We start from the raw sequence: 25,678 nt of genomic DNA, 5'->3' as shown, positions 1-25,678 counted from the left end.
CTGCTGGCATAGCTTCCATCTAGCTAAGTGATATCACATTAGCGCAGTCAGGCAACCTTGCGCACCTGTCACTCGTCGGTTCCAGAGGGATGGGTGCTGATTCTCACGTCCGTAAAAGACCGGATCGGCGGCCCTTTGTCACATCTGACGGTGTTAGCTTTCTGAGCTGACCTGAGCGGCGAACCTGTGTGGCATCGGTGCACACGAGAGCGAAGCGGAGCGGATCGGACTCATGGGACGAGCGGAAGAGAGACGAGCACGGCAGCGCGGTGGCCGCCGCGCGGCGCCCAAGCGTCGCCGCTCGTCCGGCCCGGCCGGCGCCGGCGGCATACGCAGGTTCTTCACCTGGAAGAAGATCCTCGGCACCTTCCTGGGCCTGTTCCTGCTCGGCATCGGCGGCTTCATCGTGCTGTACCTGATGGTGGAGGTGCCCCAGGGCAACGCCGCCGCCCGGCTGCAGAGCAACGTCTACAAGTACAGCGACGGCACGGTCCTCGCCCGCGACGGCAAGGTCAACCGCGAGATCGTGGACCTGTCCAAGGTGCCCGAGGAGATCCGCAACGCCTTCGTCGCCGCCGAGAACAAGTCCTTCTACAAGGACTCCGGCGTCGACTTCAAGGGCACCGCCCGCGGACTGCTCAACACGGTCAGCGGCAAGGGCGCGCAGGGCGGCTCGACGATCACCCAGCAGTACGTCAAGAACTACTACCTCACCCAGGAGCAGACCGTCACCCGCAAGCTGCGGGAACTGGTCATCTCCCTGAAGGTGGACCGCCAGATGTCGAAGGACGAGATCCTCGCGGGCTACCTCAACACCAGCTACTTCGGCCGCAACGCCTACGGCATCCAGGCCGCCGCGCAGGCCTACTACCGGGTCGACGCCGAGAAGCTCAGCGTCGAGCAGGGCGCGTATCTCGCGGCCCTGCTCCAGGCGCCGAGCCAGTACGACTGGGCGGTCGCCTCGGAGACCGGCAAGGAGCTCGTCAGGGCCCGCTGGAACTACGTCCTCGACAACATGGTCGAGGAGGGCTGGCTGAACTCCTCCGACCGGCAGTCGATGGAGTTCCCGGTGCCCAAGGAGCCCAAGGCCGTCGCGGGCCTGGAGGGCCAGAAGGGCTACCTCGTCGAGCTCGCCAACAACCAGCTCGAAGAGCAGCTGATGAAGCAGGAGGGCATCTCCCGCTCCGAGGCCGAGACGCAGGTCAAGAGCCAGGGCTGGACCATCACCCTGAACATCGACCGCAAGCGGCAGGCGCAGCTGGAGAAGGCGGTCGAGACCGAGCTGACCAGCAAGCTGGACCCGAAGGAGCGTCCCGTCGACGCGGACATCCAGGCGGGCGCCGTCTCCGTCGACCCCAAGACGGGGAAGATCGTCGCCCTGTACGGCGGCGAGGACTACTTCAAGCACTACCGCTCCAACGCGACCCGGACCGACTACCAGCCGGCGTCGACGTTCAAGCCGGTCATCCTCGCCGCGGCCCTGGAGAACGGGGCCGAGACCCAGGACGGCGAGACCATCGGCGCGAGCACGGTCTACGACGGCACCAGCAAGCGGCCGGTGGTGGACGCGAACGGCAAGAAGGTCGGCTTCGCCCCGCCGAACGAGGACGACGTCGACTACGGCGATGTCACCGTCCAGACCGCCATGAACAAGTCCGTCAACTCGGTGTTCGCGCAGATGGGCGTGGACGTCGGCATGGACGAGGTGATGGACACCGCCGCCGAACTCGGCATGGACGACGGTCTGGAGGCGGTGCCCGCGCAGACGCTCGGCACCATGGGCGCCAGCCCGCTCCAGATGGCCGGGGTCTACGCCACCCTCGACAACCACGGCAAGCAGGTCACCCCGACCCTGATCAAGTCCGCCGAGCAGCACAACCGCACGGTCGAGATGCCCGACGCGATCGGCGAACAGGTCATCAGCCGCGAGGCCGCCGACACCGTGACCTCGGTGCTCACCGGCGTGGTCGACGACGGTACGGCCCGGCGCTCGGTGCGCGACAACCCGGCCCGGAACGGCCAGCAGGTCGCCGGCAAGACGGGTACCTCCGACTTCGGCAGGTCGGCCTGGTTCACCGGTTATACGCCGGACCTGGTGACCGCGGTCGGCATGTTCGGCGAGGACGCCAAGACGCAAGCCCAGGTCAACATGAAGGGCGCGACGGGCACCCTGCCCGGCACCGGCCGGGTCAACGGCGGCGGCCTGCCGGCGTCGATCTGGGCGGCGTACACCTTCGGCGTGACGGACCCGGACGCCGAGTTCGACCTCGACACCGACCAGGGCGCGGCGGTGGAGCCGACCTGGACGCCGACGCCGACCCCAGAGCCGAGCCGCACCCCCACGCAGGAGCCCACCACCCAGGCCCCGACGACCCAGGCCCCCTCGAAGACCCCGACGCAGACGCCGACCGGCACCCCGACGACCGAAGAGCCGACGGACGAACCCACGACGGCCGTGCCGACCACGACACCGCCGACGGACGAGATCCCCGAGGACCCGGCGGAACCGGGCGAGGACGAGGACGAGTAGCGCGTACGGGCGACAACGGCACGAACGGCGAAAGGGCGCCCGGTCCGCACCGGGCGCCCTTCGTCGTACCGTCCGCGGCGTTCAGCTGCGGTTGAGCTCGAACCACACCACCTTGCCGGTGCTGAGCCGGGTGGCCCCCCACCGGCGGGCCAGCTTGTTGACGAGATACAGCCCCCGGCCGCCCTCGTCCGTCGCGCGGGCCTGCCGGAGCCGGGGCAGCTGCGGCACGTCGTCGCCCACCTCGCACCGCAGCACATCCGTGCGCAGCAGCCGCAGCGTGACCGGCCGGGACGTGTACCGCACCGCGTTGGTGACGACCTCGCTCACCAGCAGCTCCACCGAGTCGGACATGTCCTCGAGCCCCCACCGGGACAGTGCCCGCCGGGCCAGCCGCCGCGCCCGCCCGGGCGCCGCGTCCTCCGGCTCCAGGTACCAGTACGCCACATCGCTCGGCGCGATCCCGTCGAAGCGGGCGGCGAGCAGCGCGATGTCGTCGTCCCGGTCACCGGGGCCGAGCATGTCCAGCACCTCGTCGCACAGCGCCTCCAGCGGCGGCGGATGATCCGGCCCGGTCAGCTGGGCGGTCGCGGCGAGCTTCTCGCGCAGTTGCTCTATCCCGGTCCACACGTCCCGCAGCCGCGACTCCACCAGACCGTCGGTGTACAGCAGCAGGGTGGCGCCGGCCGGCGCGTCCAGCTCCACCGCCTCGAAGTCGACCCCGCCGACCCCGATCGGCGCGCCCGGCGGCACCCGCAGCACCTCGGCCCGGCCGCCCAAGTGCAGCAGGACCGGCGGCGGATGACCGGCGTTGGCGATCGTGATGCGATGCGCGACCGGGTCGTACACGGCGTACAGACAGGTCGCCATGCGGTCCGTGCCGAGCCGCTGGGCCTGCTCGTCGAGGTGGTGCAGCACCTCCTGCGGCGGCAGGTCCAGGCCCGCGAGCGTCTGGGCCGTGGTCCGCAACTGCCCCATGATCGCGGCGGAGGTCATGGAATGCCCCATGACATCGCCCACCACCAGCGCCACCCGGCTGCCCGGCAGCGGGATCGCGTCGTACCAGTCGCCGCCCACCCGCGCGGTCTCGGCGGCCGGCAGATAGCGGGACGCGAGCCGTACGCCGGTCGGCCGGGGGAGGGTCTCGGGCAGCATCGTGCGCTGCAGCTCGTCCGCGATGTACGCCTCACGGCCGTACAGCACCGCCTTGTCGATGCCGAGCGCGCTGTGCGTGGCGAGCTGGGCGGCGACCAGAAGGTCGTCCGCCTCGAAGGCGACGCGCTCGGGGCGGCGCAGGAAGATCGCCGCGCCGATCACCCGGCGCCGGCCGCGCAGCGGCGCGAGGATCGCGCGCTGGCCGGTGGGGACCACCAGATCCCCGTCGTCACCGAGGAGTTCGGGCAGCGCGGCGCTGGCCGCGGGCGCGTCGGCGAACACCGGACGGACCCCGCGCAGTACTTCGGCGAGCGCGCCGCCGGGCCGTACCTCGCACAACTCGGCGGTTCCGGCGGACAGTTCGGCCAGCTCGGTCGGCTCCGGCACGCCCTGCGCGGGCAGGAAACCGCCGTCGGTGTCCCGCTCCTCCGGTATCCGGTCGGTGCGGCGCAGCCGCAGCACGACGGGCCCGGTGGGCCGCTCGTCGCCGACCGGCAGCGGGTCGCGGAGGTAGACCAGGATCGCGTCCGAGAACGTCGGCACGGTCGCCCGGCACAGCCCCATCACGATCTCGTCGAGGTCGATGCCGCGGGCGATCCGCCGGGTCGCGGCGCCCACGAACCGCAGCCGGTCCCCGTCCCGCCGCATCGGCGTGGGACGGCCCGGCGGCACTCCCTGCCCGCTGCGGCGCTCCTCCGGGGCCGGCGCGCTGCTCGGCTGGGCCGGGATGCCCTCCGGGACCGGCCGGGGGCGGTGGGTGTCGGCCTCCGCGGCGGCGGAGGGCTGCGCATGCTCGGGACCGTTGCTCACGGGGGCCTTGTCGTTGCCGGACGGGGCGGTGGTGCCCGGGGTGGAGGGCGGTTCTCCGGTGCGGGCCTGCGCCGGTAACGCGGCGGCGCCGGGCGCGCGGGACGGGGTCGGGGTACGCAGGAGCGCCCCGCGGGGATCCGCGGGGTCGGCGCCCGGGGGGCGCTCGAACGAGGTCGGCTGCTCCGTCACGCGTGTCGCATCCATCCGTCCGGGGCGTGTTGTTCGTCCCGCCGAAGTCCCGATACCCGCAATACCTGCCCCAGGAACGGAATTCCCGCGTGGCCGGAGGCAGTTCCTGTGCCACCGGCGGGCTGTGCGCCGCCCGGCCGGGTGTTGCCCTCGTACCCCTCGCTCACGTCCAGCCGCCCCTCGGTGACGATCGGTCAAGCCCAGTGCACGCTCCGGTAGTTGCCACCGCGCGCCCTTGCGGAGGACGATCCTACGTTTCATGCCCGGGGGCGCATCAAGGGTCTCATGAGGACATGTGCGCGGGCGTACGTCCTGCGTCCTCCGGCAGTGACGGTACAGCCCAGGACGGGTTCGGGCGCCAGTGTTGCCAGCCGTCCGAGAACGGTGACCCCCAGGCGCGGATCACCTCCACCGCGGCACGCCCGGCCTCCCGGACCCGTTCGGCGGTGCGGGCGTCCATCAGGCCGTCCTGCTGGGCCTGCGCGAACTCGTCCTCGTCGCGCCAGCCCCAAGTCCGGTCAGGGTACACACAGATGTCCAGGAAGTGGTCCTCGGAATCCACCCCGCCCGGCCGGCGGACCAGCGGTTCCTCCAGGTTCACGTACCAGTTCTTGAACCGCCAGCCCGCATCCCAGAACAGCCACACCGACCACGGCTGCCCGGGTCTGGCCAGTTTCAGCACCCCGGTGCCGAACCAGCGGTCCCGCTGCACCGTACGCGGCTTGGTGTAGCGCGACCGCAGGGGCTCCTCGTGCACGGGGGTGCCGTCCGCCAGCGCGGGCTTGAGACACGCGGTCCCGGGCGCCAGCCATACGGCGAGCAGCTCCGGATCGTCCCGTACGACGGTCACCGGACGCACGATGTGGAAGCGTGGGCCGCCGTTCTCCCGGTACCGCCACAGAATGTGACTGCCGGGCGCCCAGTGCGCCGTAGTGCCGCCCGCTTCCACCGTCGTCATCGCTCCACCGTCCGCCATGCACAGATAGTAGGTGTCACCGACTGCCGCCGCTGCGGCGAACGTCACCGTCCGCGCGCCCGGCGCCGATCGTCACGGGCGCGTCATCCGCAGGACATCCAGCGCTTCGTCCAGCTCAGCCAGGGTCAGGTCGCCGCGCTCCACATACCCGCCCTCCAGCACGACTTGACGGATCGTCCGGCGCTGCGCGAGCGCCTTCTTGGCGACCTTGGCGGCCTCCTCGTACCCGATGTACTTGTTCAGCGGCGTGACCACGGACGGTGATGACTCGGCGTACTCGCGGGCCCGTTCACGGTGCGCGACGATGCCGTCGACCGTCCGGTCGGCGAGCAGCCGGGAGACGTTGGCGAGCAGCCGGATCGATTCCAGGACGTTCTTCGCGATGACCGGGAGCATCACATTGAGCTCGAAGTTGCCCGCGGCCCCCGCGGTGGCGACGGTGGCGTCGTTCCCGGTGACCTGTGCGGCGACCATCAGCACCGCCTCCGGGATGACCGGATTGACCTTCCCCGGCATGATCGAGGAGCCGGGCTGTAGATCGGGCAGCGAGATCTCCGCCAGCCCGGTGCGCGGCCCGGAGGCCATCCACCGCAGATCATTGGCGATCTTCGTGAGCCCGACCGCGATGGTCCGCAGCTGCCCGCTGATCTCCACCACGCCGTCCCGCGCGCCCTGCGCCTCGAAGTGGTCGCGCGCCTCGGTGAGCGCCAGCCCCGTGGCCCGGGCGACCTCCTCGATGACGGCGGCGGAGAAACCGGGCGGGGTGTTGATGCCGGTGCCGACCGCGGTGCCGCCCAGCGGCAGCTCGGCCAGCCGGGGGAGGGAGGCCTCCAGCCGCTCGATCCCGTACCGGACCTGGGCGGCGTACCCGCCGAACTCCTGCCCCATCGTGACCGGCGTGGCATCCATGAGATGGGTGCGCCCGGACTTCACGACGTCCGCGAACTCCTCCGCCTTGCGGGCGAGGGAGTCGCCGAGGTGCCGGAGCGCCGGGATCAGATCACGGGTGACGGCGGCGGTGGCGGCGATGTGGATGGAGGACGGGAAGACGTCGTTGGACGACTGCGACGCGTTCACATGGTCATTGGGGTGTACGTCCCGGCCGAGCCGTTCGCTCGCGAGCGTGGCGATGACCTCGTTGGCGTTCATGTTGGACGAGGTGCCCGAGCCGGTCTGGAAGACGTCGACAGGGAAGTGCTCGTCCCACGTCCCGTCCGCGACCTCGGCGGCGGCCCGCTGGATCGCCTCGGCCACGTCCTTGTCGACCACGCCCAGCTCGGCGTTCACCTTCGCCGCGGCGCCCTTGATCCGCGCCAGCGCCTCGATGTGCGCCCGCTCGATCCGCTGCCCGGACACCGGGAAGTTCTCCACGGCACGCTGGGTCTGGGCCCGCCACTTGGCGTGGGCGGGCACCCGCACCTCGCCCATGGAGTCGTGCTCGATGCGATAGCTCTGCTCTTCGTCGGCCACTGCCGATCACCTCCACCTGGCACAGCGCCCCGGACATGTCACCTGTTCCCCGTCGGCGCTGATCGTCACGGCGCGCGGCGGGAGGGGCAGGGGCGGACAATGAAGGAACGCAGGGGGGCCCGGCACCCCACGGGAGGCACGACATGCTCCGCAGCATCAGGACGCTCGGCGCGCTCGGCACCGGTCTGGCGGCGGCGACCGCCCTCGTCATGGCGGCTCCCGCGGCGGCGCAGCAGGACGACTTCACCCTCTACGCCCGGGAGGTCGCGGGCGACGAGGAGGAGCAGCAGCAGGCGCCCGAGGTCGGCGACACCTTCTCCTTCGCCGACGACCTCTACGGGGAGAAGGGCGGCGACAAGGTGGGCCGGGACGGCGTCGCCTGCACGGTCGTCCGCACCGGCGACCCCATGGACATCCAGTGCCTCGGCACCTTCGTCCTGTCCGGCGGCCAGATCACCGCCCAGGTCCTCATGACGGTCCCGCTGGACGAGTCGGCCGAGCTGCCCGCCTTCGACGCGTCCGTCACCGGCGGAACCGGCGACTACCGCGGCGCGAGCGGCCAGATCAGCTTCACGGACGACGGGGACTACCAGCGCCTGGACTTCGACCTGACCTGACCGACGGGCCGCCTGGCGCGGAGCACTGCTCAGGCGTTACGCCAGCCCCGGCCCCCGTACCGCGATCGACGTGAACGTCGGGGCGGAGCCGGATCCTGGAAGAAGTCGTTCGACTTGTTCGTCCGACGGCACCACTCGGCCCGTCCGGCGTTTGAGGACGACGCCTTTCGGGCCGATCGGGGGTCCAGGGGGCGGAGCCCCTGGGCGGGGTCGAAGGGGCGGCAGCCCCTGGGGATGGGACGGGTAGGGGCGGCGGGGGCGAGATCCGTCCCCGCCGCACCGCGAGCACTACGCCAGCCCAGGCCCCCGCACCGGAATCGAGGTGAACGTCGGCGCCGGAGCGGGACCCTGGAAGAAGTCGTTGCCCTTGTCGTCCACGACGATGAACGCCGGGAAGTCCTCGACCTCGATCTTCCAGACCGCCTCCATGCCGAGCTCCTCGTACTCGACGACCTCGACCTTCTTGATGCAGTCCTGCGCGAGGCGCGCGGCCGGGCCGCCGATGGAGCCGAGGTAGAAGCCGCCGTGGGTGCCGCAGGCGTCGGTGACCTGCTTGCTGCGGTTGCCCTTGGCCAGCATCACCTTGGAGCCGCCCGCCGCCTGGAACTGCTCGACGTAGGAGTCCATGCGGCCGGCCGTGGTCGGGCCGAAGGAGCCCGACGCGTAGCCCTCGGGGGTCTTGGCGGGACCGGCGTAGTACACCGGGTGGTCCTTCAGGTACTGCGGCATCTCCTCGCCCGCGTCCAGCCGCTCCTTGATCTTGGCGTGCGCGATGTCACGGGCCACCACCAGCGGGCCGGTGAGCGAGAGCCGGGTCTTCACCGGGTACTTGGTGAGCTCGGCGAGGATCGTCTCCATCGGCTGGTTCAGGTCGATCTTCACGACGTCCGCCGAGTCGTCGAGGTGCTCGTCCGTCGTGTCCGGCAGGAATCGCGCCGGGTCGGTCTCCAGCTGCTCCAGGAAGACGCCCTCGGGGGTGATCTTCGCGACCGCCTGGCGGTCGGCGGAGCAGGAGACGGCGATGGCGACCGGGCAGGAGGCACCGTGCCGCGGCAGCCGGACCACGCGCACGTCGTGGCAGAAGTACTTGCCGCCGAACTGCGCGCCGATCCCGATCTTCTGCGTCAGCTCGAAGACCTTCTCCTCCAGCTCCTCGTCCCGGAACCCGTGCCCGAGCGGCGAGCCCTCGGCCGGGATCTCGTCCAGGTAGTGCGCGGAGGCGTACTTGGCGGTCTTCAGCGCGTACTCGGCGGAGGTGCCGCCGACGACGATGGCCAGGTGGTACGGCGGGCAGGCGGCCGTACCGAGCGAACGGATCTTCTCCTCCAGGAACTTCATCATGGAGGCCTCGTTCAGGACGGCCTTCGTCTCCTGGTAGAGGAAGGACTTGTTGGCGGAGCCGCCGCCCTTCGCCATGAAGAGGAACTTGTAGGCGCCGCCGTCGGTGGCGTACAGCTCGATCTGCGCGGGGAGGTTGGAGCCGGTGTTCTTCTCCTCCCACATGGTCAGCGGGGCCATCTGCGAGTACCGCAGGTTGAGGTTCAGGTACGCGTCGTAGATGCCGCGCGAGAGGGCTTCCTCGTCCCCGCCCTCGGTCAGCACGTTCTGTCCGCGCTTGCCCATCACGATCGCCGTGCCGGTGTCCTGGCACATCGGCAGGACGCCCGCCGCCGCGATGTTCGCGTTCTTCAGCAGGTCCAGGGCGACGAACTTGTCGTTGCTGGACGCCTCGGGGTCGTCGATGATCCGCCGCAGCTGAGCCAGGTGCGCGGGGCGCAGGTAGTGCTGGATGTCGTGGATGGCCTCGGCGGCGAGCTTGCGCAGTGCCTCCGGCTCGACCTTGAGGAACGTCCGCCCGTCGGCCTCGAAGGTGGAGACACCCTCGGAGGTCACCAGCCGGTACGGGGTGGTGTCCTCTCCCATGGGGAGCAGATCGGTGTACGCGAACTCAGGCATGTCGCCCATTCCTCACTCGACAGATGCGGCGGCCGACCTCCGTCGGTCAGCGCCCACCAGCGTAGGACCTGCCGCCGGAGGCGGGCTTGTGAGGTAAGGCTCAGTTCGACCCGGACGGGGACTGTCGCGATCTATCGTGAGTGGGTACGCTGCTGCCGTGGACCTTCAGAAGCAGACCGCGCCCGCCGCCGAGCTCCGTGCCTCCGACGCCGACCGCGACCGGATCGCGGACATCCTCCGCGAGGCGCTCGCCGAGGGCCGCCTCACCCCCGACGAGCACAGCGAGCGGGTGGAAGGGGTGCTGGCCGCCAAGACGGTGGGCGAGCTGGAGGTCTTCATCAAGGACCTGCCCGCGGCCCACGGTCCCCGGCCGGCGGCCTCGTACGCCCACATCCCGAGCCGCCCCGCCAACCTCCCCACCGACCCCGACGACACCGCAGTCGCGATCTTCAGCAGCGCCGTCCGCAAGGGCCGTTGGCGCGCCGGGCGCCGGATCCACGCGTACGCGATCTTCGGCAGCGTGGAGATCGACCTCAGCGAGGCGCTCTTCGAGTACCAGCAGGTCGTGGTCAAGGCGATCTCGGTCTTCGGCAGCGTCGAGATCCGCGTCCCGGAGAACGTGTCGCTGCGCGGCACCGGCGGCGGCGTCCTCGGCAGCTTCGAGGTGGACACGCTGGACGCCGAGGACGCGGCGGCGCCCGTGGTCTACGTCGACGGGTGGGCCGTACTGGGCAGCATCGAGGCCAGGCCCCGGCGCGGCAAGCTGGTCACCGACATCCTCGACCGGGTCCACGCCAAGGTCGGGAAGAGTTTGCGCAAGCATCTGAATCATTGACAGACGCAAATCCGAGGGCAACCGAAATCAACCGGTCCGCTCATCCGGTCGCGCAGGAGCCCCCGGAATCCAGCGCTTCGGAACTGCCTGCATAGGCGCGCGCACAGCGGGTAGACCTTGCTGCATCGTCTCTCGCTCGCGAAGCCGTCGTCAGGAGTAGACCGTGCTGCAACCGCCGCATTCGTCCCTGCATGTCGCTGCCGTTCCGGCCCAGCGGGAGCCAGTGCGAGACAGGGATCAAGACGCGCCCTGGCACACCGAGGCGGTGTGCCGGCGCGACGAGGCCGGCCTGTTCTTCGCCCCTTCCAAGGAGCCCACCGCGGCCCGGCTCTCCCGCGAGGAGGCGGCCAAGCGAGTCTGCGCGCGCTGCCCGGTCATGGTCGAATGCCGCGAACACGCCCTCCTCCAGCCCGAGCCCTACGGGGTCTGGGGCGGCCTCACCGCGGCGGAACGCCGCGTGGTGCTGGCCCGCCGCAGGCGCCGCGACCTCGAACTGAAGAAGGCGGCGAGGGCGACGGGCCGCATAGCCCAGGCCGGCTGAGCCGCACAGGGCAGGGAAAAGGCGCCCCCTCCGCACCGGGGGCGCCCATGGGCCGCTGACCGGCCTCGCAGCTCGGCCTGTTGCTTGGCCGCGCTGCTTGGTCCGTTACTTGGCCCGGTCGAAGTCGATCGCGCTGTACGCCCGCAGCTTGCTCAGCCGGTGCTCGGAGTCGATCCGCCGCACCGTCCCGGACTTGGACCGCATCACGATCGACTCGGTGACCGCGGAGTCCGCCCGGTACCGCACGCCCCGGAGCAGCTCACCGTCGGTGATGCCGGTGGCGACGAAGAACACGTTCTCACCCTGGACGAGGTCCTCGGTCGTCAGCACCCGGTCGAGATCGTGCCCGGCGTCGATCGCCCGCTGCCGCTCCTCGTCGTCCTTCGGCCACAACTTGCCCTGGATGGTGCCGCCGAGACACTTCACGGCACAGGCCGAGATGATCCCCTCCGGCGTACCGCCGATGCCGAGGAGCATGTCGACGCCGGTGCCCTCGCGCAGGGCGTAGATCGACGCCGCGACGTCACCGTCGGAGATCAGCTTGATGCGGGCGCCGGCGTCCCGGATCTCCTTGATGATCCCCTCGTGCCGGGGCCGGTCGAGGATCACCACGGTGACGTCCTCCGGCGTGGACCGCTTCGCCTTGGCGACCCGGCGGATGTTGACCGAGACCGGGGCGTTGATGTCGACAAAGTCGGCGGCCTCGGGCCCGGTGACCAGCTTGTCCATGTAGAAGACGGCCGACGGGTCGAACATCGCCCCGCGCTCGGTGGCCGCGAGGACGGCGATCGCGTTCGGCATGCCCTTGGCGGTCAGCGTGGTGCCGTCGATCGGGTCGACGGCGATGTCCACCTCGGGCCCGGTGCCGTCGCCGACCCGCTCCCCGTTGAAGAGCATCGGCGCCTCGTCCTTCTCGCCCTCACCGATGACGACGACGCCGTTCATCGAGACGGTGGAGACGAGGGTGCGCATCGCGCGCACCGCGGCACCGTCGGCGCCGTTCTTGTCGCCGCGCCCGACCCAGCGGCCCGCGGCCATGGCGGCTGCTTCGGTGACCCGGACGAGTTCCAGGGCGAGGTTGCGGTCGGGGGCCTCGGAGGGGACATCGAGTTCGGACGGCAAGTGATGATGTTCGGTCATCGGAGCGCACCTTTCTGATACGACGACGGCCGGATGAGGGTGATGCCGACGACTCTATCGTCAGGCCTGCAGAATGAGCAGGGGGCCCCACGGATGAGCGGACCGGGCACCTGCGACGATAGGGGCGTGGCAGGTACGAACGCTAAGCAGAAGTCGGTCCGCAACATGGTCCTCTCCCTCGCGGTGACCATCCTCGCGGCGGGGGTCGTGTACCTCTTCATCCCGCACGAGGAGTCCGCCCCGGACCTCAAGCGGGTCGACTACCGGGTGGAGCTGCTCACCGCGCGCCGCGCGGCGTCCTACCCCGTGGCCGCCCCCGAGGGGCTGGCCGAGGAGTGGAAGGCGACCTCGGTGTGGTTCCGGGGCGACCAGTCCGACGCCTGGCACCTCGGCTTCCACGCCCCGGACGGGGAGTACGTCCAGGTCCGGCAGTCGGCGGCGCGGAAGGTGAAGCCGTTCCTCGACGACGCCACCCAGGGCGGACGCGCGACGAAGGCCACCCAGGAGATCGACGGCGAGACGTGGACCCGCTGGACCGGCGGCCGCTACGACGCGCTGGTGCTTGACGGGGACGGCTCGACGACGGTCGTGGCGGGCACCGGCTCGTTCGCGCAGCTGGCGGAGATGGCGGGCGCGCTGAAGGCGGACTAGGCCCGGCCGCACGCGCATGACGAAGGCCCCCGGCGCGCTGCCGGGAGCCTTCCTCGTGGGTCGTGCTCAGACGGTCGTGATGACCTCGTCGTACGACAGCCGCGGGGAGCGGGGGAACCAGGCGTCGGGGCCCGGCTTGCCGATGTTGACCACCATCAGCGGGGTGTGGTCGTCGTCCAGGAACTCCTTGCGGACGCCCTCGAAGTCCAGACCGGTCATCGGGCCGGCGGCCAGGCCCGCGGCGCGGACGCCGATGATGAAGTACGCGGCCTGGAGGGCGGCGTTGAGCGCGGCGGAGCCCTCGCGGACCGGGCGCTCGGTGAAGAAGGCGTCCTTGGCCTGCGGGAAGTGCGGGAGGAGTCGCGGCAGTTCGTCGTGGAACTCGTTGTCCGCGGCGAGGATCGCGACCAGCGGGGCGGCGGCGGTCTTGGCCTGGTTGCCCTCGGCCAGGTGCTGGACCAGACGCTCGCGGGCCTCGGGGGAGCGGACCAGGGTGACGCGCAGCGGCGACTGGTTGAAAGCGGTGGGGCCGTACTTGACCAGGTCGTAGATCGCCTGGACCTGCTCGTCGGTCACCGGCTCGTCGGTGAAGGTGTTCGCGGTGCGGGCCTCGCGGAACAGCAGGTCCTGGGCGGCGGGGTCAAGAACGAGAGACATGGGTGAACCTTCTCGGGGTGGCGCGTCGGATCCGTGCGAGGGATCAGCTGACACGTCGACCATAGGCGAGTGAAGTTCAACGTTCAACAAAAGAGGGGTAGGGGGTGATCCGCTTCACAGGCAGGGAAGGAGATCACTCTTCCTCCGTCGCCTCCTCCTCGGCCGCCAGTGCAGCGTCGAGCCGCGCCCGCGCCCCGTCCAGCCAGCGCCGGCACACCTTGGCCAGCTCCTCCCCGCGCTCCCACAGCGCCAGGGACTCCTCCAGCGTCGTACCGCCCGCCTCCAGCCGCCGTACGACCTCGATCAGCTCGTCCCGCGCCTGCTCGTACCCGAGCGCCTCATCCACCTTGCTGGTCATGCACTCACCCTAAGCATCGACTCGGACAGTGAACTCACCCGCGGAGACCCGCGCCCGCAGCACCTCGTCGCCGCCGACCTCGTCCGGGTCCCGGACGACATGCCCGTCCGCCTTCTGCAGCACGGCGTACCCCCGCTTCAGGGTCGCCGCCGGGGACAGCGCCACCACGCGCGCGTGCGTGTGCGTCAGCTCGGAGTCGGCGCGGTCGAGGAGGTGGCCGAGGGTGCGGCGGCCGCGGTCCAGCAGGGCCGCGACATGATCGGCGCGCTCGTCGATCATCCGGTGCGGGTCCTCCATCGACGGCCGGGCCAGCGCATTGGCCAGCCCGCGCTCCTCCCGGTCGAGGTAGGCCGCGACACAGCGCCGGGCCCGCCCCTGGAGCATCCGTACCCGCTCGTACTCCTCGCCCACGTCCGGTACGACCTTCTTGGCGGCGTCGGTCGGGGTGGACGCGCGCAGGTCGGCGACATGGTCGAGGAGGGGGTTGTCGGGCTCGTGCCCGATCGCGGAGACCACCGGCGTACGGCAGGCGGCGACCGTCCGCACCAGCTGCTCGTCGGAGAACGGCAGCAGGTCCTCCACGCTGCCGCCGCCGCGCGCCACGATGATCACGTCGACGTCGTCGATCTCGTCGAGCTCCTTGACCGCCTGCACGACCTGCGGCACCGCGTGCACACCCTGCACGGCGACATTGCGCACCTCGAAACGGACGGCGGGCCAGCGGTGCCGGGCGTTCTCCAGGACGTCCCGCTCCGCGGCCGAGGCCCGGCCGCACACCAGCCCGACGAGCTGCGGCAGGAACGGCAGCGGCTTCTTGCGCTCCGGCGCGAACAGCCCCTCGGCCGCCAGTGCCTTCTTCAACTGCTCCAGACGCGCGAGCAGCTCGCCGACCCCGACCGGCTTTATCTCGGTGGCCCGCAGCGACAACTGCCCACGCGGGGCGTACCACTCGGGCTTCGCCAGGACGACGACCCGCGCGCCCTCGCTCACCACATCCGCCACGGCGTCGAAGACCTGCCGGTAGCAGGTGACGCTCACGGAGATGTCGTACGACGGATCCCGCAGCGTCAGGAACACCACCCCGGCGCCCGGGCGGCGGGAGAGCTGGGTGATCTGCCCCTCGACCCACACCGCCCCGAGCCGGTCGATCCAGCCCCCGATGAGCCGCGACACCTCGCCGACGGGCAGCGGGGAGTCCGCGGACGTGTTTGCAGCCATGTCCGTGAGCGTAGCCGCAGGCACCGACATCGAAATCGTCCTCGCGCGTACGGCGGCTCGTCCCCGGGAGTGCGCCCGCGAAGTGGGGTGCGGCGTGGCGCCCTTGAGCGGAGGGCGCGGCGGTCGCTCTGCTGCTCAGGCGGCGGCCACCGGCTGCCCCGGCCGGCGCCCTCCCGCACCGGGCCGCTCGCGGTCGCGCGGGGCGGGATCGCTCTTTGCCTACGGCGGGCAGGGTCCGCGCCCTCGTCCGTCCCTGGTCGACTCGGCCTCGCCGAACCTCGGACCATGGCCGCTCTGAGCGGTTACTCGGGCCTCGCCCCGCCGCGACCGGTCCCCACCTCGCAGGACCGCTCCCGGTCCAGTGACCGTCACCCGCCCCGATGTTCCCCACCGAGCCACCTCAATCAGCCCCGCCCACCCTCAAGGCCACACCCGGCGTCTCATCCAGCCCCCGCACCCTCACCCCACCCGCCCCCGCTGCACCACCAGCACCATCACCCCCACCGCCAACCAGACCGCGCCCACCACCTGAGCCGTCCCCGAGGCCTCCGCGATCACCGTGACCGTGATGGCCGCGCCCGCTGCCGGCATCAGTACGTGGCGCCACCAGACCACCGGCCCCCCGCGGCGGCGCACCGCGAACCAGCCCACCACGCTGGCGTGCAGCAGGGTGAAGGCGGTGAGGGCGCCGATGTCGACGACGGAGACGAGGTGATCCAGGCCGTCGTCGCGGCGGGCCGCCCAGAGCGCCGCGGCCAGCGTGACCGCGGCCGCGCAGAGCAGGGCAGGCCGCGGGACCCCCGCGTTCGTCCGCGCCAGCACCCGCGGCAGCCGTCCGGCCCGGCCCATCGCGAACAGCAGCCGGCCGGCCGCCGCCTGCCCGGCCAGCGCGGCGAACGCGGCACCGATCGCCTTGCTCACGGCGACCAGGTCGTGCAGCCAGGTCCCGACGGACGCGTCGACGGCGTCGTAGAAGGCGGAGCCCTGCCGGGCCGGCTCGGCGGCCAGCTGGGCGGAGGACAGGGGTTCCAGCAGCGCCACCAGGTAGGTCTGCGCCACGAAGAGGACGCCCGTGAGCGCCAGGCAGAACAGGACCGCCCGCGCCACCTTCCGCGAACCCCCGGTGACCTCCTCCGCGAAGGAGGCGATGGCGTCGAAGCCGAGGTAGGACAGGACCGCGATCGACACCGCCCCGAGCACCGCCGACAGCGCGAACGCGCCCTGCGTGCCGTCCCCGGACAGCGGCGACAGCCACCCCCGCTCGGCGCCGTCCCGCGCGAGGACCACCACCGCCGAGACCACGAAGACCAGCAGGACCACGATCTCCATGGCCAGCACCAGGAAACCCACGCGGGCCGCGGGCCGTACGCCCCACAGGTTCAGCAGCGTCGTCAGGACCACCGCGATCGCCGTCCACACCCAGCGTGAGACCTCCGGGACCAGCGCCTCCATGGCGATCCCGGAGAAGAGGTAGGCGACCGCGGGGATCAGCAGATAGTCCAGCATCGCCATCCAGCCCGCGACGAACCCCGCCCGCGGCCCGAGCCCGGCCCGCGCGTAGGCGAACACCGAACCCGCCTGGGGGACCACCCGCACCATCTGCGCGTAGCTGAATGCGGTGAACGCCATCGCCACGGTGGCGACGAGATAGACGAGCGCGACCGCCCCGTGCGACCTGGCGTCCAGCGTGCCGAACACGCCGACCGGGGCCATGGGCGCGATGAACAGCAGCCCGTAGACCACCAGGTCCCGGAAACCGAGGCTGCGCCGCAGAGCGGAGGGCTCCGCCTCGGCCGCGGAGGAGGCCGTACCGATGTCGGACATGCCGCCAGTGTCCAGAGCCGTCCTGCCCGGCGCGATCTTTGACCCGCCGAACGCGGCCTTACGATGGGACGCATGACTGCTTCGCCTGGCCGCCGTGTCCTGCTCGCCGCCCCCCGTGGCTACTGCGCGGGTGTGGACCGCGCCGTGATCGCCGTCGAGAAAGCCCTGGAGCAGTACGGGGCCCCGGTGTACGTCCGGCACGAGATCGTGCACAACAAGTACGTCGTGCAGACCCTGGAGCGCAAGGGCGCCGTCTTCGTCGAGCGGACCGAGGAGGTGCCGCCCGGGAACATCGTGATGTTCTCGGCGCACGGCGTCGCCCCCGTCGTCCACGAGGAGGCCGCCCGCGGCAAGCTCGCCACCATCGACGCCACCTGCCCGCTCGTCACCAAGGTCCACAAGGAAGCCGTCCGCTTCGCCGATGAGGACTACGACATCCTCCTGATCGGCCACGAGGGCCATGAGGAGGTCATCGGCACCTCCGGCGAGGCCCCCGACCACATCCAGCTCGTCGACGGCCCCGAGGACGTCGCCAAGGTCGAGGTCCGCGACGAGTCGAAGGTCGTGTGGCTGTCGCAGACCACGCTGAGCGTGGACGAGACGATGGAGACCGTCGACGCCCTCAAGGAGAAGTTCCCCCAGCTCATCTCCCCGCCCAGCGACGACATCTGCTACGCCACCCAGAACCGCCAGCTCGCGGTGAAGCAGATGGGCGCCGAGGCCGAACTGGTCATCGTGGTCGGCTCGCGCAACTCCTCCAACTCCAAGCGGCTGGTCGAGGTCGCCAAGCTCGCGGGCTCGCGCGAGGCGTACTTGGTGGACTTCGCGAGCGAGATCGACGAGGCCTGGCTGGAGGGCGTCACCACGGTCGGCGTCACCTCCGGCGCCTCCGTCCCGGAGGTCCTCGTCGAGGAGGTCCTGGAGTGGCTCGCCCAGCGGGGCTACGGCGATGTCGAGCTGGTGAAGGCGGCCGAGGAGTCGATCACCTTCTCGCTGCCGAAGGAGCTGCGCCGGGATCTGCGCGAGGAGGCCGCGGCCCTGATCGCGGAGCGGACCGGCACCTCGCCGGAGTGACTGTCGGTCCCGCGTCGTAACGTAGAGCCATGCAGATCTTCGGTGTGGACATCGGTGGGTCCGGAATCAAGGGTGCCCCTGTGGATCTCGACAGGGGCGACCTTGCCGAGGAGCGCTTCAAGGTGCTCACCCCGCATCCGGCGACGCCCGACGGGGTGGCGGACGGCGTCAAGCAGGTCGTCGACCACTTCGGCTGGACGGGACCGGTCGGGCTGACCTTCCCCGGCGTGGTGACCGACGGGGCGACGATCCGTACGGCGGCCAATGTCGACAAGGGCTGGATCGACACCGACGCGCGCGCGTTGTTCGGCGAGCGTCTGGGCGGCCTGCCGGTGACGGTGGTCAATGACGCGGACGCCGCGGGCGTCGCCGAGATCGCGTTCGGCGCGGGGCGGGACCGCAGAGGCACCGTCATCCTGCTCACCTTCGGCACCGGCATCGGCAGCGCCCTGTTCGTGGACGGCACCCTGGTGCCCAACACCGAGCTGGGCCATCTGGAGCTGCACGGCCATGACGCGGAGAAGCGGGCCTCCAGCAAGGCCAAGGAGGACGGCGAGCTGACGTGGGAGCACTGGGCGCACCGGGTCCAGAAGTACCTCGCCCATGTGGAGATGCTGTTCTCGCCGGAGCTGTTCATCATCGGCGGCGGGGTCAGCCGTAAGTCGCAGAAGTTCCTGCACTACATCGAGGGCATCAAGGCGGAGATCGTCCCGGCCCAGCTGCAGAACAACGCCGGCATCGTGGGCGCGGCGATGCGGGCGGCGCAGCGGTAGGTCACACCGGCGGCCGGCTCCTGGCCACCTGGTGCCGCATCAGCCGCACCTTGCGCACGGTGACGATCACGCCGGTGACCAGGGTTCCGCCGTACAGCCACCCGGCCTGCGTCGCCAGCGCCGTGAACAGGCCCATCAGCCGGTCGCCGGTCCCGTCCCCGCCGTCGGCGACCGGCACCAGACCCAGCGCGAAGGCGATCGGCACGACGATGACCGCGGTCACCAGGTCCGCGCGGCGCACCCATGCCGCGGTCAGGACGCACACCGGCAGGAACAGCACGCCGTAGACCGTCAGCGACGACCCGAACAGCAGGGCGACCAGGCCGCCGAGCGTGATCGTCAGGGCGGTGCAGAACAGCCCGACGCCCAGTCCGGTGAGCCGGGGGTTCGGCATCCGGCGCACCGCCCGCACCCACGGGGGCAGCGGCCGCCGGACGGCGGCGGGGGGACGGCGGGGGGCGTCGGCGCGGGCCGGCGACCCCGGGGCGCTGCCCCTGGCCTGCGGGGGCAGCGGCGGGGTCCCGCGGCGCGTGCCGTGCTGCTGCCCGTGCTGCGCTGGGCGCGTCCTGTGTTGCTCCACTGGACCAACTTAGGTCTGTTTATGTGTCGAACGGCCCTCGGGACACGCCGAGGGGCGGACCTTGGCCAAGCGTTCGATACGTCGCCGATGGGGGGCGGGGCACGCCGTAGACTGGTGGATCGGCCCCATCGGCCGCCAGTCCTCCACTCACGTACGGGAAGTCGCAACGTGTCGCTCACGATCGGAATCGTCGGTCTGCCGAATGTCGGCAAGTCGACCCTGTTCAACGCCCTGACCAAGAACGACGTGCTGGCGGCCAACTACCCGTTCGCCACGATCGAGCCGAACGTCGGAGTGGTCGGCGTCCCGGACGCGCGCCTGGCCAAACTGGCCGAGATCTTCTCCTCCCAGCGGGTGCTCCCGGCGACCGTCGACTTCGTCGACATCGCGGGCATCGTGCGCGGCGCCTCCGAGGGCGAGGGGCTGGGCAACAAGTTCCTCGCGAACATCCGCGAGTCCGACGCGATCTGCCAGGTCATCCGCGCCTTCAAGGACGAGAACGTCGTCCATGTCGACGGCAAGGTCTCGCCCAAGGACGACATCGAGACGATCAACACCGAGCTGATCCTCGCCGACCTCCAGACCATCGAGAAGGTCCTGCCCCGGCTCCAGAAGGAGTCGCGGATCAAGAAGGACATCGCGCCGAAGGTGAAGGCCGTCGAGGAGGCCAAGGAGATCCTGGAGAAGGGCGACACCCTGTTCTCCGCGGGCATCGTCCAGGGCTCCGGCAACGAGGAGCTCCTGCACGACCTGCATCTCCTCACCACCAAGCCCTTCCTCTACGTCTTCAACGTCGACGAGGACGAGCTGACCGACGAGGCCTTCAAGGAGGAGCAGCGCGCCCTGGTCGCCCCCGCCGAGGCGATCTTCCTCAACGCCAAGCTGGAGGCGGAGCTCGCCGAGCTGGACGAGGCGGACGCGCTGGAGCTGCTGGAGTCGGTCGGCGCCGAGGAGCCCGGCCTCGCCACCCTCGCCCGGGTCGGCTTCAACACCCTCGGCCTGCAGACCTACCTCACCGCAGGTCCCAAGGAGTCCCGCGCCTGGACCATCAAGAAGGGCGCCACCGCCCCCGAGGCCGCCGGAGTCATCCACACCGACTTCCAGAAGGGCTTCATCAAGGCGGAGGTCATCTCCTTCGCCGACCTGGTGGAGACGGGCTCGGTCGCGGAGGCCCGCGCGAAGGGCAAGGCGCGCATGGAGGGCAAGGACTACGTCATGCAGGACGGGGATGTGGTGGAGTTCCGCTTCAACGTCTGACGTCTCGCGTGTGAAGACCTGTGCCCGACCCGCCTGCCGACGGGTCGGGCATGTGTTTCTGTCCGCGAAGATCCCCGCCGCCTGCTCGTAGTCGGGGAGGATGCGGGGACTGCGAGAGAGGGGCGGGGCGCGTGGGGCGTGGGGAACGGGACGCGGTCGCGAGGGGAGCACGACTGTACGAGGCGGCCCAGGCAGTGGCCGTCGACCACGGCAGGGCGGTCGAGGCGGTGCGGGCGGCGCTGAAGCCGATTCATGACGCGGAGGTCGCCCGGGAGCTCGACGCCATCCCCGTCGCCCGGCTGCAGGACGTCACTGAAGGACGGCTTCGGCTGGGGAACGTCGAGAAGAGCGGCCTCGGCACGGTGGGCCGTGTCCTCGAAGCCGGTCCCTACAGGTTGCGGCAGATTCCCGGTGTCGGGCAGCGCACTGTCGACCAGATCATCGCCGCCGCACGCCGGCTGTCCGAAGCGGTGCACGAGACGGTGGCCGTCCACATCGACGTGGACCGGCCGGAGCCGAGCACCACCGCGCTCGTCATGGCCCTGCACGTACTGGTGGAAGCAGGCCCGGACGCCCGGCGCGCGGTGGACCGCGCCGCGGCCCTGTCGGAACGGCTCGGCCCGTTGCTGGTCGACGCGAGGCCCGCCACGGGACATCTCAGGATGCTGCTGGCCGGCCGGGAGAAGAAGGCACGTGCGCTGGCGGCGGTGGCCGACCTCCGCTCACTGGTGGACGAGGCGGAGCAGGCCGGAGTGCCCGAGCTGCTCGCCCAGGCCTCGGTGGACCTGCTGCGTGGATCGTCGTCCGACATCGCGGCATGGGTGGACTTCGAACTCCGCTCCGCGGAGTACTACAGCCTGCTCGCCGAGATCTCCGGGCGGCAGCCGGACGCGGCAGCCGCCGAGGGGTTCCTGCCGGAGGAGATCGCCGAGCGGGTACGGACGCAACAGCTCGACGACTCGCACCGGCGGGTTTCCCTTCGCGGTTACCAGGCGTTCGGCGCTCGATTCGTCCTGGCGCAGCGCAAGGTGATACTCGGCGACGAGATGGGGCTCGGGAAGACGATCCAGGCGATCGCCGTGCTGGCACACCTGGCCGCGGAGGGGCAGAGCCATTTCATGGTCGTCTGCCCGGCGAGCGTTCTCGTGAACTGGACCCGCGAGATCGAGGCCCGCAGCGCTCTTCGCGTCATGGTGCTCCACGGCCCCGACCGGCACCACGCGTTCGCCGACTGGAAGGGCCGGGGCGGGGTGGGGGTGACCACCTTCGACGCACTGCGCGGTTTTCCGGTGCCGGGCGGCGGGGAGGTCGGGCTGCTCGTCGTCGACGAAGCGCATTCCGTGAAGAACCCCACGACCAAGCGGTCCCGGTCGGTCGCCCTGTGGACGGAGCGTTGTGAGCGCAGCCTCTTCATGACCGGAACCCCGATGGAGAACCGGGTCGCAGAGTTCCGCACCTTGGTCCGGATGCTCGATGAAGACGTGGCGGACTCCCTCGGCGAGCGGGACGCGTTGGCGGGTTCCGTCGCCTTTCGCAAGGCCGTCGCGCCGGTCTACCTGAGGCGCAACCAGGAAGACGTGCTGACGGAACTCCCGAGCCTTCAGCAGACCGACGAGTGGGAGGAACTGAGCGCGTCGGACGAGGAGGCCTACCGCGAAGCCGTCCGCGAGGGCAACTTCATGGCGATGCGCAGGGCCGCGTACCTGCGCCCCGAGAAGTCGGCCAAGCTGGACCGGCTCCGCGAGATCGTTCAGGAGGCCGGCGAGAACGGGCAGAAGACAGTGGTCTTCTCCTACTTCAAGGACGTGCTGGGCGTGGTGCAGGCGGCGCTCGCCGAGGGGCCCACCGCCGGCACCCCGATGCTGGGTCCGCTCACCGGCGGCGTCCAGGCCGGGCGGCGGCAGCAGATCGTCGACGACTTCGCCGGGATCCCGGGGCCGGCGGTGCTCCTGGCGCAGATCCAGGCGGCCGGCGTCGGCCTCAACATGCAGGCCGCGTCCGTCGTCATCATCTGCGAACCGCAGATCAAGCCGACCATCGAACACCAGGCGGTGGCCCGGGCCCACCGCATGGGCCAGGTCAGGCCGGTTCACGTGCATCGCCTTCTCGCCACCGGGGGAGTGGACGAACGCATGGTACGGATGCTGGAGTCGAAGACCCGCCTGTTCGATGCCTACGCCCGCCGCAGCGCCGTCGCCGAAGCCACCCCGGACGCGGTCGACGTGTCGGACACCGAGCTGGCCCGCCGGATCGTCGAGGAGGAGCAGGCGCGCCTGGGTATGACGAGCGGGAGGCGCACGGCAGCTGAGTGAGGACGGCCTCCAACTGCCCTGGAACCGGGCCCTGGCCGGTGTGACGTGGGTCTCGTCGGGCCCATGTCGCGCCCGGGGCGGGTCGCTCGTCTCATGGGCGTCACCGGTACGGAGCCGGTGCGAACAGTGGGAGATCGAGATGACCGACCATCACCACATCGTCGTTCTCGGCGCCGGTTACACGGGCATGTTCACCGCGGTCCGGCTGGCCCACCGCATCCGCCGGACCGGCGTGAGGATCACCCTGGTCAACCCGTCGAGCCGGTTCGTCGAGCGGCTGCGGATGCACCAGATCGCCGCCGGGCAGCACCTGGCCCACCACCGGATCCCGAGCCTGCTCGACGGGACCGGCGTCCGGTTCGTCGAGGGCACCGCCACCACCATCGACCCCGAGGCGCGGCGCGTCACCGTCGACGGTGACATGTCCCTCGGGTACGACACCCTCGTCTACGCGCTGGGCAGCTCCACCGACACCGGCACGGTCCCCGGCGCCGACACCCATGCGTTCACCCTCGACGGCCCGGAGTCCGCCGGCCGGTTCGCCGCCCGGCTGACCGAGGTCGCGGCGGCCGGCGGCACGGTCACCGTCTGCGGCGGCGGCCTGACCGGCGTCGAGGCGGCCGCCGAGATCGCGGAGAGCCACCCCGGCCTGAACGTCACACTGATCAGCTCGGACGAGGTCGGCGGCATGATGGGCGCCAAGGCGCGCGCCTACCAGCACCGCGTGCTGGACCGCCTCGGTGTGACCACGGTGACCGGCGCCCGGGTCACCAAGGTGCTGCCCGACGCCGTCGAGCTGTCCGACGGCCGGACCGTCCGCTCCGACGCCTTTCTGTGGACGGCCGGGGTCAAGGTGTCGCCGCTGGCCGCCGACGCCGGGATCGCCACCGACGAGCGCGGTCTGATCCTGGTCGACGGCACCCTGCGGTCGGTGTCCCACCCGGAGATCCACGCCATCGGCGACGCCGCCGCCGTACGCCTGGCCTGGGGGCCGGTCCACGGCACCTGCCAGAGCGGTCTGCCCACCGCCCAGTACACCGCCGACACCATCGCGCGACTGCTGCGCGGCAGGACGGTCGAGCCGTTCCGCTTCGGCTACTTCCACCAGCCGGTCAGCCTGGGCCGCCGGGACGCCGTCATCCAGTTCACCAAGGCCGACGACAGCCCCGCGCGCTGGTGGCTCAGGGGTCGCGCGGCCGTCGCCTACAAGGAGTTCGTCAGCGGCAGCCCGCTGCTGACGTACCGGCTCAGCAAGCGCATGAACGTCACCACCGTCGTCTCCAAGGGCGGTCGCGCCACCCGCAGGCCCGCGATGTGAGGGGGTCGTCCTACCACCCCAGAGCCCGCAGCGCGCTGTCCGCGGTGGCCACCACCGTGCGTGCCTGGTGCTCCACCTGATGGCGTACCGGGACCCAGCGCAGGCGCAGGGCCTTCTCGAAGTCCGCGCACCAGAGGGTGAACAGTTCGGTCAGCTCACGGTGGAGCTCCGGAGCCGCGGCGTGGTCCGCCGCTCGCAGCAGGCGGAGCAGAAGGCCCGCCGCCCGCAGCGGTTGCCGACGGGCGACCACGTCCAGCGAGCAGATCTGTGCCGTCGTGAGCGGCACCGGGCCACCGGGGCCCGCCTGCCGGGCGAGCGGCTCCCAGGAGTCGGCGACCAGATCGTAGAGGTCGTCGGCCATCCACTCCAGCACGCGTCTGAGCGCGTTCTCCCGGGCCGGCGGCAGGAACGGGCGCGCCCTGTCGAGTACGGCGGTCACCTGCCGTCCGCCGTCGCGCACCAGGCCGGACAGGTCGCGCAGCGCCTCGGCGGCCGCCGGATGCGGGGACAGGTCGTCGGCCAGATCGGTCGCCCACATGGGCACTTCGACGATCGCGGTGACACCGCCGTACCGCATCGGTGCGCACCAGGTGGACGAGGTGATGTTCTCGGACCCGGCGGCCAGCCGGGCGGTGCTGTCCGGCGGGGGCAGTACGTGGATCCCGGGGCTGGGGTTTTCCCAGTACAGGGCGTCGTACGTGCCGTGCTGGACCGGGATGCCCAGCGTGCCGGCGGACGTCTGGAACGGCGCGGCGAGTTCGGGCAGGGCGTTCGTCAACTGCACCCAGCTGCCGCCCGCTTCGACGCTGTGCAGGGAGCACTGGAGGAACGGCCGCAGTTCGTCGATCGCCCGGAACAGCGCCTGGCTTTCGGGCAGTTGGCGCGAGACGATCGGTGCCCACTCCGGCTGTTCCGCCGCGATCGGGCGGAAGGCGGCGCCGTAGTAGCTCTCCAGGGTGGGCGCGGGCCCGGCCGTCGCCGCCTCGACGCCCTCGCTCAGCGCGGCGCCGTCCGGGTCGAGGCACAGCACGATGTCCCAGGTGACGAGGGTGGGGTCGGTCGCCGGGGAGCGCCCGCGGCCGTGTGCCACCCGCTCCGCCAGCGCGAGCGCGGTGGCGCCGCCGACCGGTTCGTCGGGGTGCGGCCGGGCCACCACCAGGACATGGCGTGGCCCGTGTCCCACGGACAGCATCAGCAGCGGACGGCCCGCGCGGGACGTACCGATCCGGCGCAGGCGGCCGGTGCCCGGGAACCGGGAGACCAGCCGCCGCGCCGACTCGGCGACGTCCGCGACCGTGGGGTAGCGGTCCATCACCGGCGTCCGGTCAGGAACCGCCGTTGCCACCGCTGTCGCCGGTGGTCTCCTTCTTGTCCAGCGGACGAATCTCGATCTTGTTCGGCATGCCGTGTCCTCCCGGTGGTGGCTGTGGCGTGCAGTGA

The 25,678-nt window shown here is 71.1% G+C and carries 21 protein-coding genes; 10 read left to right on the top strand and 11 right to left on the bottom strand.

Annotated features, from left to right (window positions below; genetic code table 11):
* Positions 1–232 precede the first annotated feature (232 nt).
* Positions 233–2,530, top strand: coding sequence for a transglycosylase domain-containing protein (locus tag ACFYW5_RS02880; RefSeq protein WP_389415146.1), 2,298 nt, complete (start codon positions 233–235; stop codon positions 2,528–2,530).
* Between the two features lie 81 nt (positions 2,531–2,611).
* Here the strand turns inward: ACFYW5_RS02880 and ACFYW5_RS02875 are convergent, their stop codons facing one another.
* The 3 genes from ACFYW5_RS02875 to ACFYW5_RS02865 form a co-directional block, all read right to left on the bottom strand.
* Positions 2,612–4,696, bottom strand: coding sequence for a SpoIIE family protein phosphatase (locus tag ACFYW5_RS02875; protein WP_389415145.1), 2,085 nt, complete (start codon positions 4,694–4,696; stop codon positions 2,612–2,614).
* Between the two features lie 268 nt (positions 4,697–4,964).
* The gene (locus tag ACFYW5_RS02870; RefSeq protein ID WP_389415144.1) at positions 4,965–5,657 is read right to left on the bottom strand and encodes a DUF402 domain-containing protein; all 693 of its coding nucleotides are present in this window, start codon (positions 5,655–5,657) and stop codon (positions 4,965–4,967) included.
* A 72-nt stretch (positions 5,658–5,729) separates the two neighbouring features.
* A complete protein-coding gene (locus ACFYW5_RS02865) occupies positions 5,730–7,127 on the bottom strand; it encodes a class II fumarate hydratase (protein WP_389415143.1) in 1,398 nt (465 codons plus the stop codon).
* A gap of 143 nt (positions 7,128–7,270) precedes the next feature.
* On the opposite strand from ACFYW5_RS02865, the gene ACFYW5_RS02860 reads away from it, so the two are divergent.
* Positions 7,271–7,744 carry a hypothetical protein gene (locus tag ACFYW5_RS02860; protein ID WP_389415142.1) on the top strand — a complete coding sequence of 158 codons (474 nt, stop codon included), beginning with the start codon at positions 7,271–7,273 and terminating at the stop codon, positions 7,742–7,744.
* A 288-nt stretch (positions 7,745–8,032) separates the two neighbouring features.
* On the opposite strand, the gene ACFYW5_RS02855 is transcribed toward ACFYW5_RS02860, so the two are convergent.
* Positions 8,033–9,700 carry a fumarate hydratase gene (locus ACFYW5_RS02855; protein WP_389415141.1) on the bottom strand — a complete coding sequence of 556 codons (1,668 nt, stop codon included), beginning with the start codon at positions 9,698–9,700 and terminating at the stop codon, positions 8,033–8,035.
* A 157-nt stretch (positions 9,701–9,857) separates the two neighbouring features.
* Here ACFYW5_RS02855 and ACFYW5_RS02850 point away from each other — a divergent pair, with 157 nt between their 5' ends.
* Both ACFYW5_RS02850 and ACFYW5_RS02845 read left to right on the top strand, forming a co-directional pair.
* Positions 9,858–10,535: a DUF1707 domain-containing protein gene (locus ACFYW5_RS02850; protein WP_389415140.1), complete on the top strand. Its 678-nt coding sequence runs from the start codon at positions 9,858–9,860 to the stop codon at positions 10,533–10,535.
* A gap of 163 nt (positions 10,536–10,698) precedes the next feature.
* Complete coding sequence (locus ACFYW5_RS02845) at positions 10,699–11,076, top strand: WhiB family transcriptional regulator (protein ID WP_389415139.1); 378 nt, start codon at positions 10,699–10,701, stop codon at positions 11,074–11,076.
* A 105-nt stretch (positions 11,077–11,181) separates the two neighbouring features.
* On the opposite strand, the gene glpX is transcribed toward ACFYW5_RS02845, so the two are convergent.
* The gene (glpX, locus tag ACFYW5_RS02840; protein ID WP_250077439.1) at positions 11,182–12,216 is read right to left on the bottom strand and encodes a class II fructose-bisphosphatase; all 1,035 of its coding nucleotides are present in this window, start codon (positions 12,214–12,216) and stop codon (positions 11,182–11,184) included.
* A gap of 126 nt (positions 12,217–12,342) precedes the next feature.
* On the opposite strand from glpX, the gene ACFYW5_RS02835 reads away from it, so the two are divergent.
* Entirely contained in the window at positions 12,343–12,867 is a 525-nt protein-coding gene (locus tag ACFYW5_RS02835; protein ID WP_389415138.1) for a DUF4245 domain-containing protein, read from the top strand.
* Between the two features lie 66 nt (positions 12,868–12,933).
* Here the strand turns inward: ACFYW5_RS02835 and ACFYW5_RS02830 are convergent, their stop codons facing one another.
* The 4 genes from ACFYW5_RS02830 to ACFYW5_RS02815 form a co-directional block, all read right to left on the bottom strand.
* Complete coding sequence (locus ACFYW5_RS02830) at positions 12,934–13,524, bottom strand: malonic semialdehyde reductase (RefSeq protein ID WP_389415137.1); 591 nt, start codon at positions 13,522–13,524, stop codon at positions 12,934–12,936.
* A 133-nt stretch (positions 13,525–13,657) separates the two neighbouring features.
* Positions 13,658–13,882, bottom strand: a complete 225-nt coding sequence (locus tag ACFYW5_RS02825; RefSeq protein WP_389415136.1) for an exodeoxyribonuclease VII small subunit — start codon at positions 13,880–13,882, stop codon at positions 13,658–13,660.
* A 9-nt stretch (positions 13,883–13,891) separates the two neighbouring features.
* Positions 13,892–15,100, bottom strand: a complete 1,209-nt coding sequence (xseA, locus tag ACFYW5_RS02820) for an exodeoxyribonuclease VII large subunit (protein WP_389415135.1) — start codon at positions 15,098–15,100, stop codon at positions 13,892–13,894.
* A 459-nt stretch (positions 15,101–15,559) separates the two neighbouring features.
* Entirely contained in the window at positions 15,560–16,924 is a 1,365-nt protein-coding gene (locus tag ACFYW5_RS02815) for an APC family permease (protein WP_389415134.1), read from the bottom strand.
* Between the two features lie 63 nt (positions 16,925–16,987).
* Between ACFYW5_RS02815 and ACFYW5_RS02810 the strand changes: the two genes are divergently transcribed.
* Together ACFYW5_RS02810 and ppgK are read left to right on the top strand one after the other, a co-directional pair.
* Positions 16,988–17,998, top strand: coding sequence for a 4-hydroxy-3-methylbut-2-enyl diphosphate reductase (locus ACFYW5_RS02810; protein ID WP_389415133.1), 1,011 nt, complete (start codon positions 16,988–16,990; stop codon positions 17,996–17,998).
* Positions 17,999–18,027: 29 nt separating this feature from the next.
* A complete protein-coding gene (gene ppgK, locus ACFYW5_RS02805) occupies positions 18,028–18,771 on the top strand; it encodes a polyphosphate--glucose phosphotransferase (RefSeq protein ID WP_389415132.1) in 744 nt (247 codons plus the stop codon).
* Between the two features lies 1 nt (position 18,772).
* Here ppgK and ACFYW5_RS02800 read toward each other — a convergent pair whose 3' ends face one another.
* On the bottom strand, positions 18,773–19,351 hold the full coding sequence (locus tag ACFYW5_RS02800; RefSeq protein ID WP_389415131.1) for a DUF6542 domain-containing protein: 579 nt from the start codon (positions 19,349–19,351) through the stop codon (positions 18,773–18,775).
* A 168-nt stretch (positions 19,352–19,519) separates the two neighbouring features.
* Between ACFYW5_RS02800 and ychF the strand changes: the two genes are divergently transcribed.
* From ychF to ACFYW5_RS02785, 3 genes are all read left to right on the top strand, one after another.
* Positions 19,520–20,608, top strand: coding sequence for a redox-regulated ATPase YchF (gene ychF / locus ACFYW5_RS02795; protein ID WP_250077448.1), 1,089 nt, complete (start codon positions 19,520–19,522; stop codon positions 20,606–20,608).
* Between the two features lie 131 nt (positions 20,609–20,739).
* Positions 20,740–22,920, top strand: coding sequence for a DEAD/DEAH box helicase (locus tag ACFYW5_RS02790; RefSeq protein ID WP_389415130.1), 2,181 nt, complete (start codon positions 20,740–20,742; stop codon positions 22,918–22,920).
* A gap of 139 nt (positions 22,921–23,059) precedes the next feature.
* Positions 23,060–24,238: an NAD(P)/FAD-dependent oxidoreductase gene (locus tag ACFYW5_RS02785; RefSeq protein ID WP_389415129.1), complete on the top strand. Its 1,179-nt coding sequence runs from the start codon at positions 23,060–23,062 to the stop codon at positions 24,236–24,238.
* A 10-nt stretch (positions 24,239–24,248) separates the two neighbouring features.
* Here ACFYW5_RS02785 and ACFYW5_RS02780 read toward each other — a convergent pair whose 3' ends face one another.
* Entirely contained in the window at positions 24,249–25,550 is a 1,302-nt protein-coding gene (locus ACFYW5_RS02780) for a M14 family zinc carboxypeptidase (RefSeq protein ID WP_389415128.1), read from the bottom strand.
* Between the last annotated feature and the right edge of the window lie 128 nt (positions 25,551–25,678).

It is taken from the genome of Streptomyces sp. NPDC002779 (assembly GCF_042888685.1).
GTDB lineage: Bacteria > Actinomycetota > Actinomycetes > Streptomycetales > Streptomycetaceae > Streptomyces.
The sequence above is the reverse complement of the archived record's forward strand: the minus strand, read 5'-3'. Positions and strand labels throughout refer to the sequence as shown.

Bases quoted from the DNA above. Each gene is read 5' to 3' on its own strand.
- ACFYW5_RS02880 (WP_389415146.1), top strand. From the start codon at position 233: ATGGGACGAGCGGAAGAGAGACGAGCACGGCAGCGCGGTGGCCGCCGC.
- ACFYW5_RS02875 (WP_389415145.1), bottom strand. From the start codon at position 4,696: ATGGATGCGACACGCGTGACGGAGCAGCCGACCTCGTTCGAGCGCCCC.
- ACFYW5_RS02870 (WP_389415144.1), bottom strand. From the start codon at position 5,657: ATGGCGGACGGTGGAGCGATGACGACGGTGGAAGCGGGCGGCACTACG.
- ACFYW5_RS02860 (WP_389415142.1), top strand. From the start codon at position 7,271: ATGCTCCGCAGCATCAGGACGCTCGGCGCGCTCGGCACCGGTCTGGCG.
- ACFYW5_RS02855 (WP_389415141.1), bottom strand. From the start codon at position 9,700: ATGCCTGAGTTCGCGTACACCGATCTGCTCCCCATGGGAGAGGACACC.
- glpX (WP_250077439.1), bottom strand. From the start codon at position 12,216: ATGACCGAACATCATCACTTGCCGTCCGAACTCGATGTCCCCTCCGAG.
- ACFYW5_RS02830 (WP_389415137.1), bottom strand. From the start codon at position 13,524: ATGTCTCTCGTTCTTGACCCCGCCGCCCAGGACCTGCTGTTCCGCGAG.
- ACFYW5_RS02825 (WP_389415136.1), bottom strand. From the start codon at position 13,882: ATGACCAGCAAGGTGGATGAGGCGCTCGGGTACGAGCAGGCGCGGGAC.
- xseA (WP_389415135.1), bottom strand. From the start codon at position 15,100: ATGGCTGCAAACACGTCCGCGGACTCCCCGCTGCCCGTCGGCGAGGTG.
- ACFYW5_RS02815 (WP_389415134.1), bottom strand. From the start codon at position 16,924: ATGTCCGACATCGGTACGGCCTCCTCCGCGGCCGAGGCGGAGCCCTCC.
- ACFYW5_RS02810 (WP_389415133.1), top strand. From the start codon at position 16,988: ATGGGACGCATGACTGCTTCGCCTGGCCGCCGTGTCCTGCTCGCCGCC.
- ppgK (WP_389415132.1), top strand. From the start codon at position 18,028: ATGCAGATCTTCGGTGTGGACATCGGTGGGTCCGGAATCAAGGGTGCC.
- ACFYW5_RS02785 (WP_389415129.1), top strand. From the start codon at position 23,060: ATGACCGACCATCACCACATCGTCGTTCTCGGCGCCGGTTACACGGGC.
- ACFYW5_RS02780 (WP_389415128.1), bottom strand. From the start codon at position 25,550: ATGGACCGCTACCCCACGGTCGCGGACGTCGCCGAGTCGGCGCGGCGG.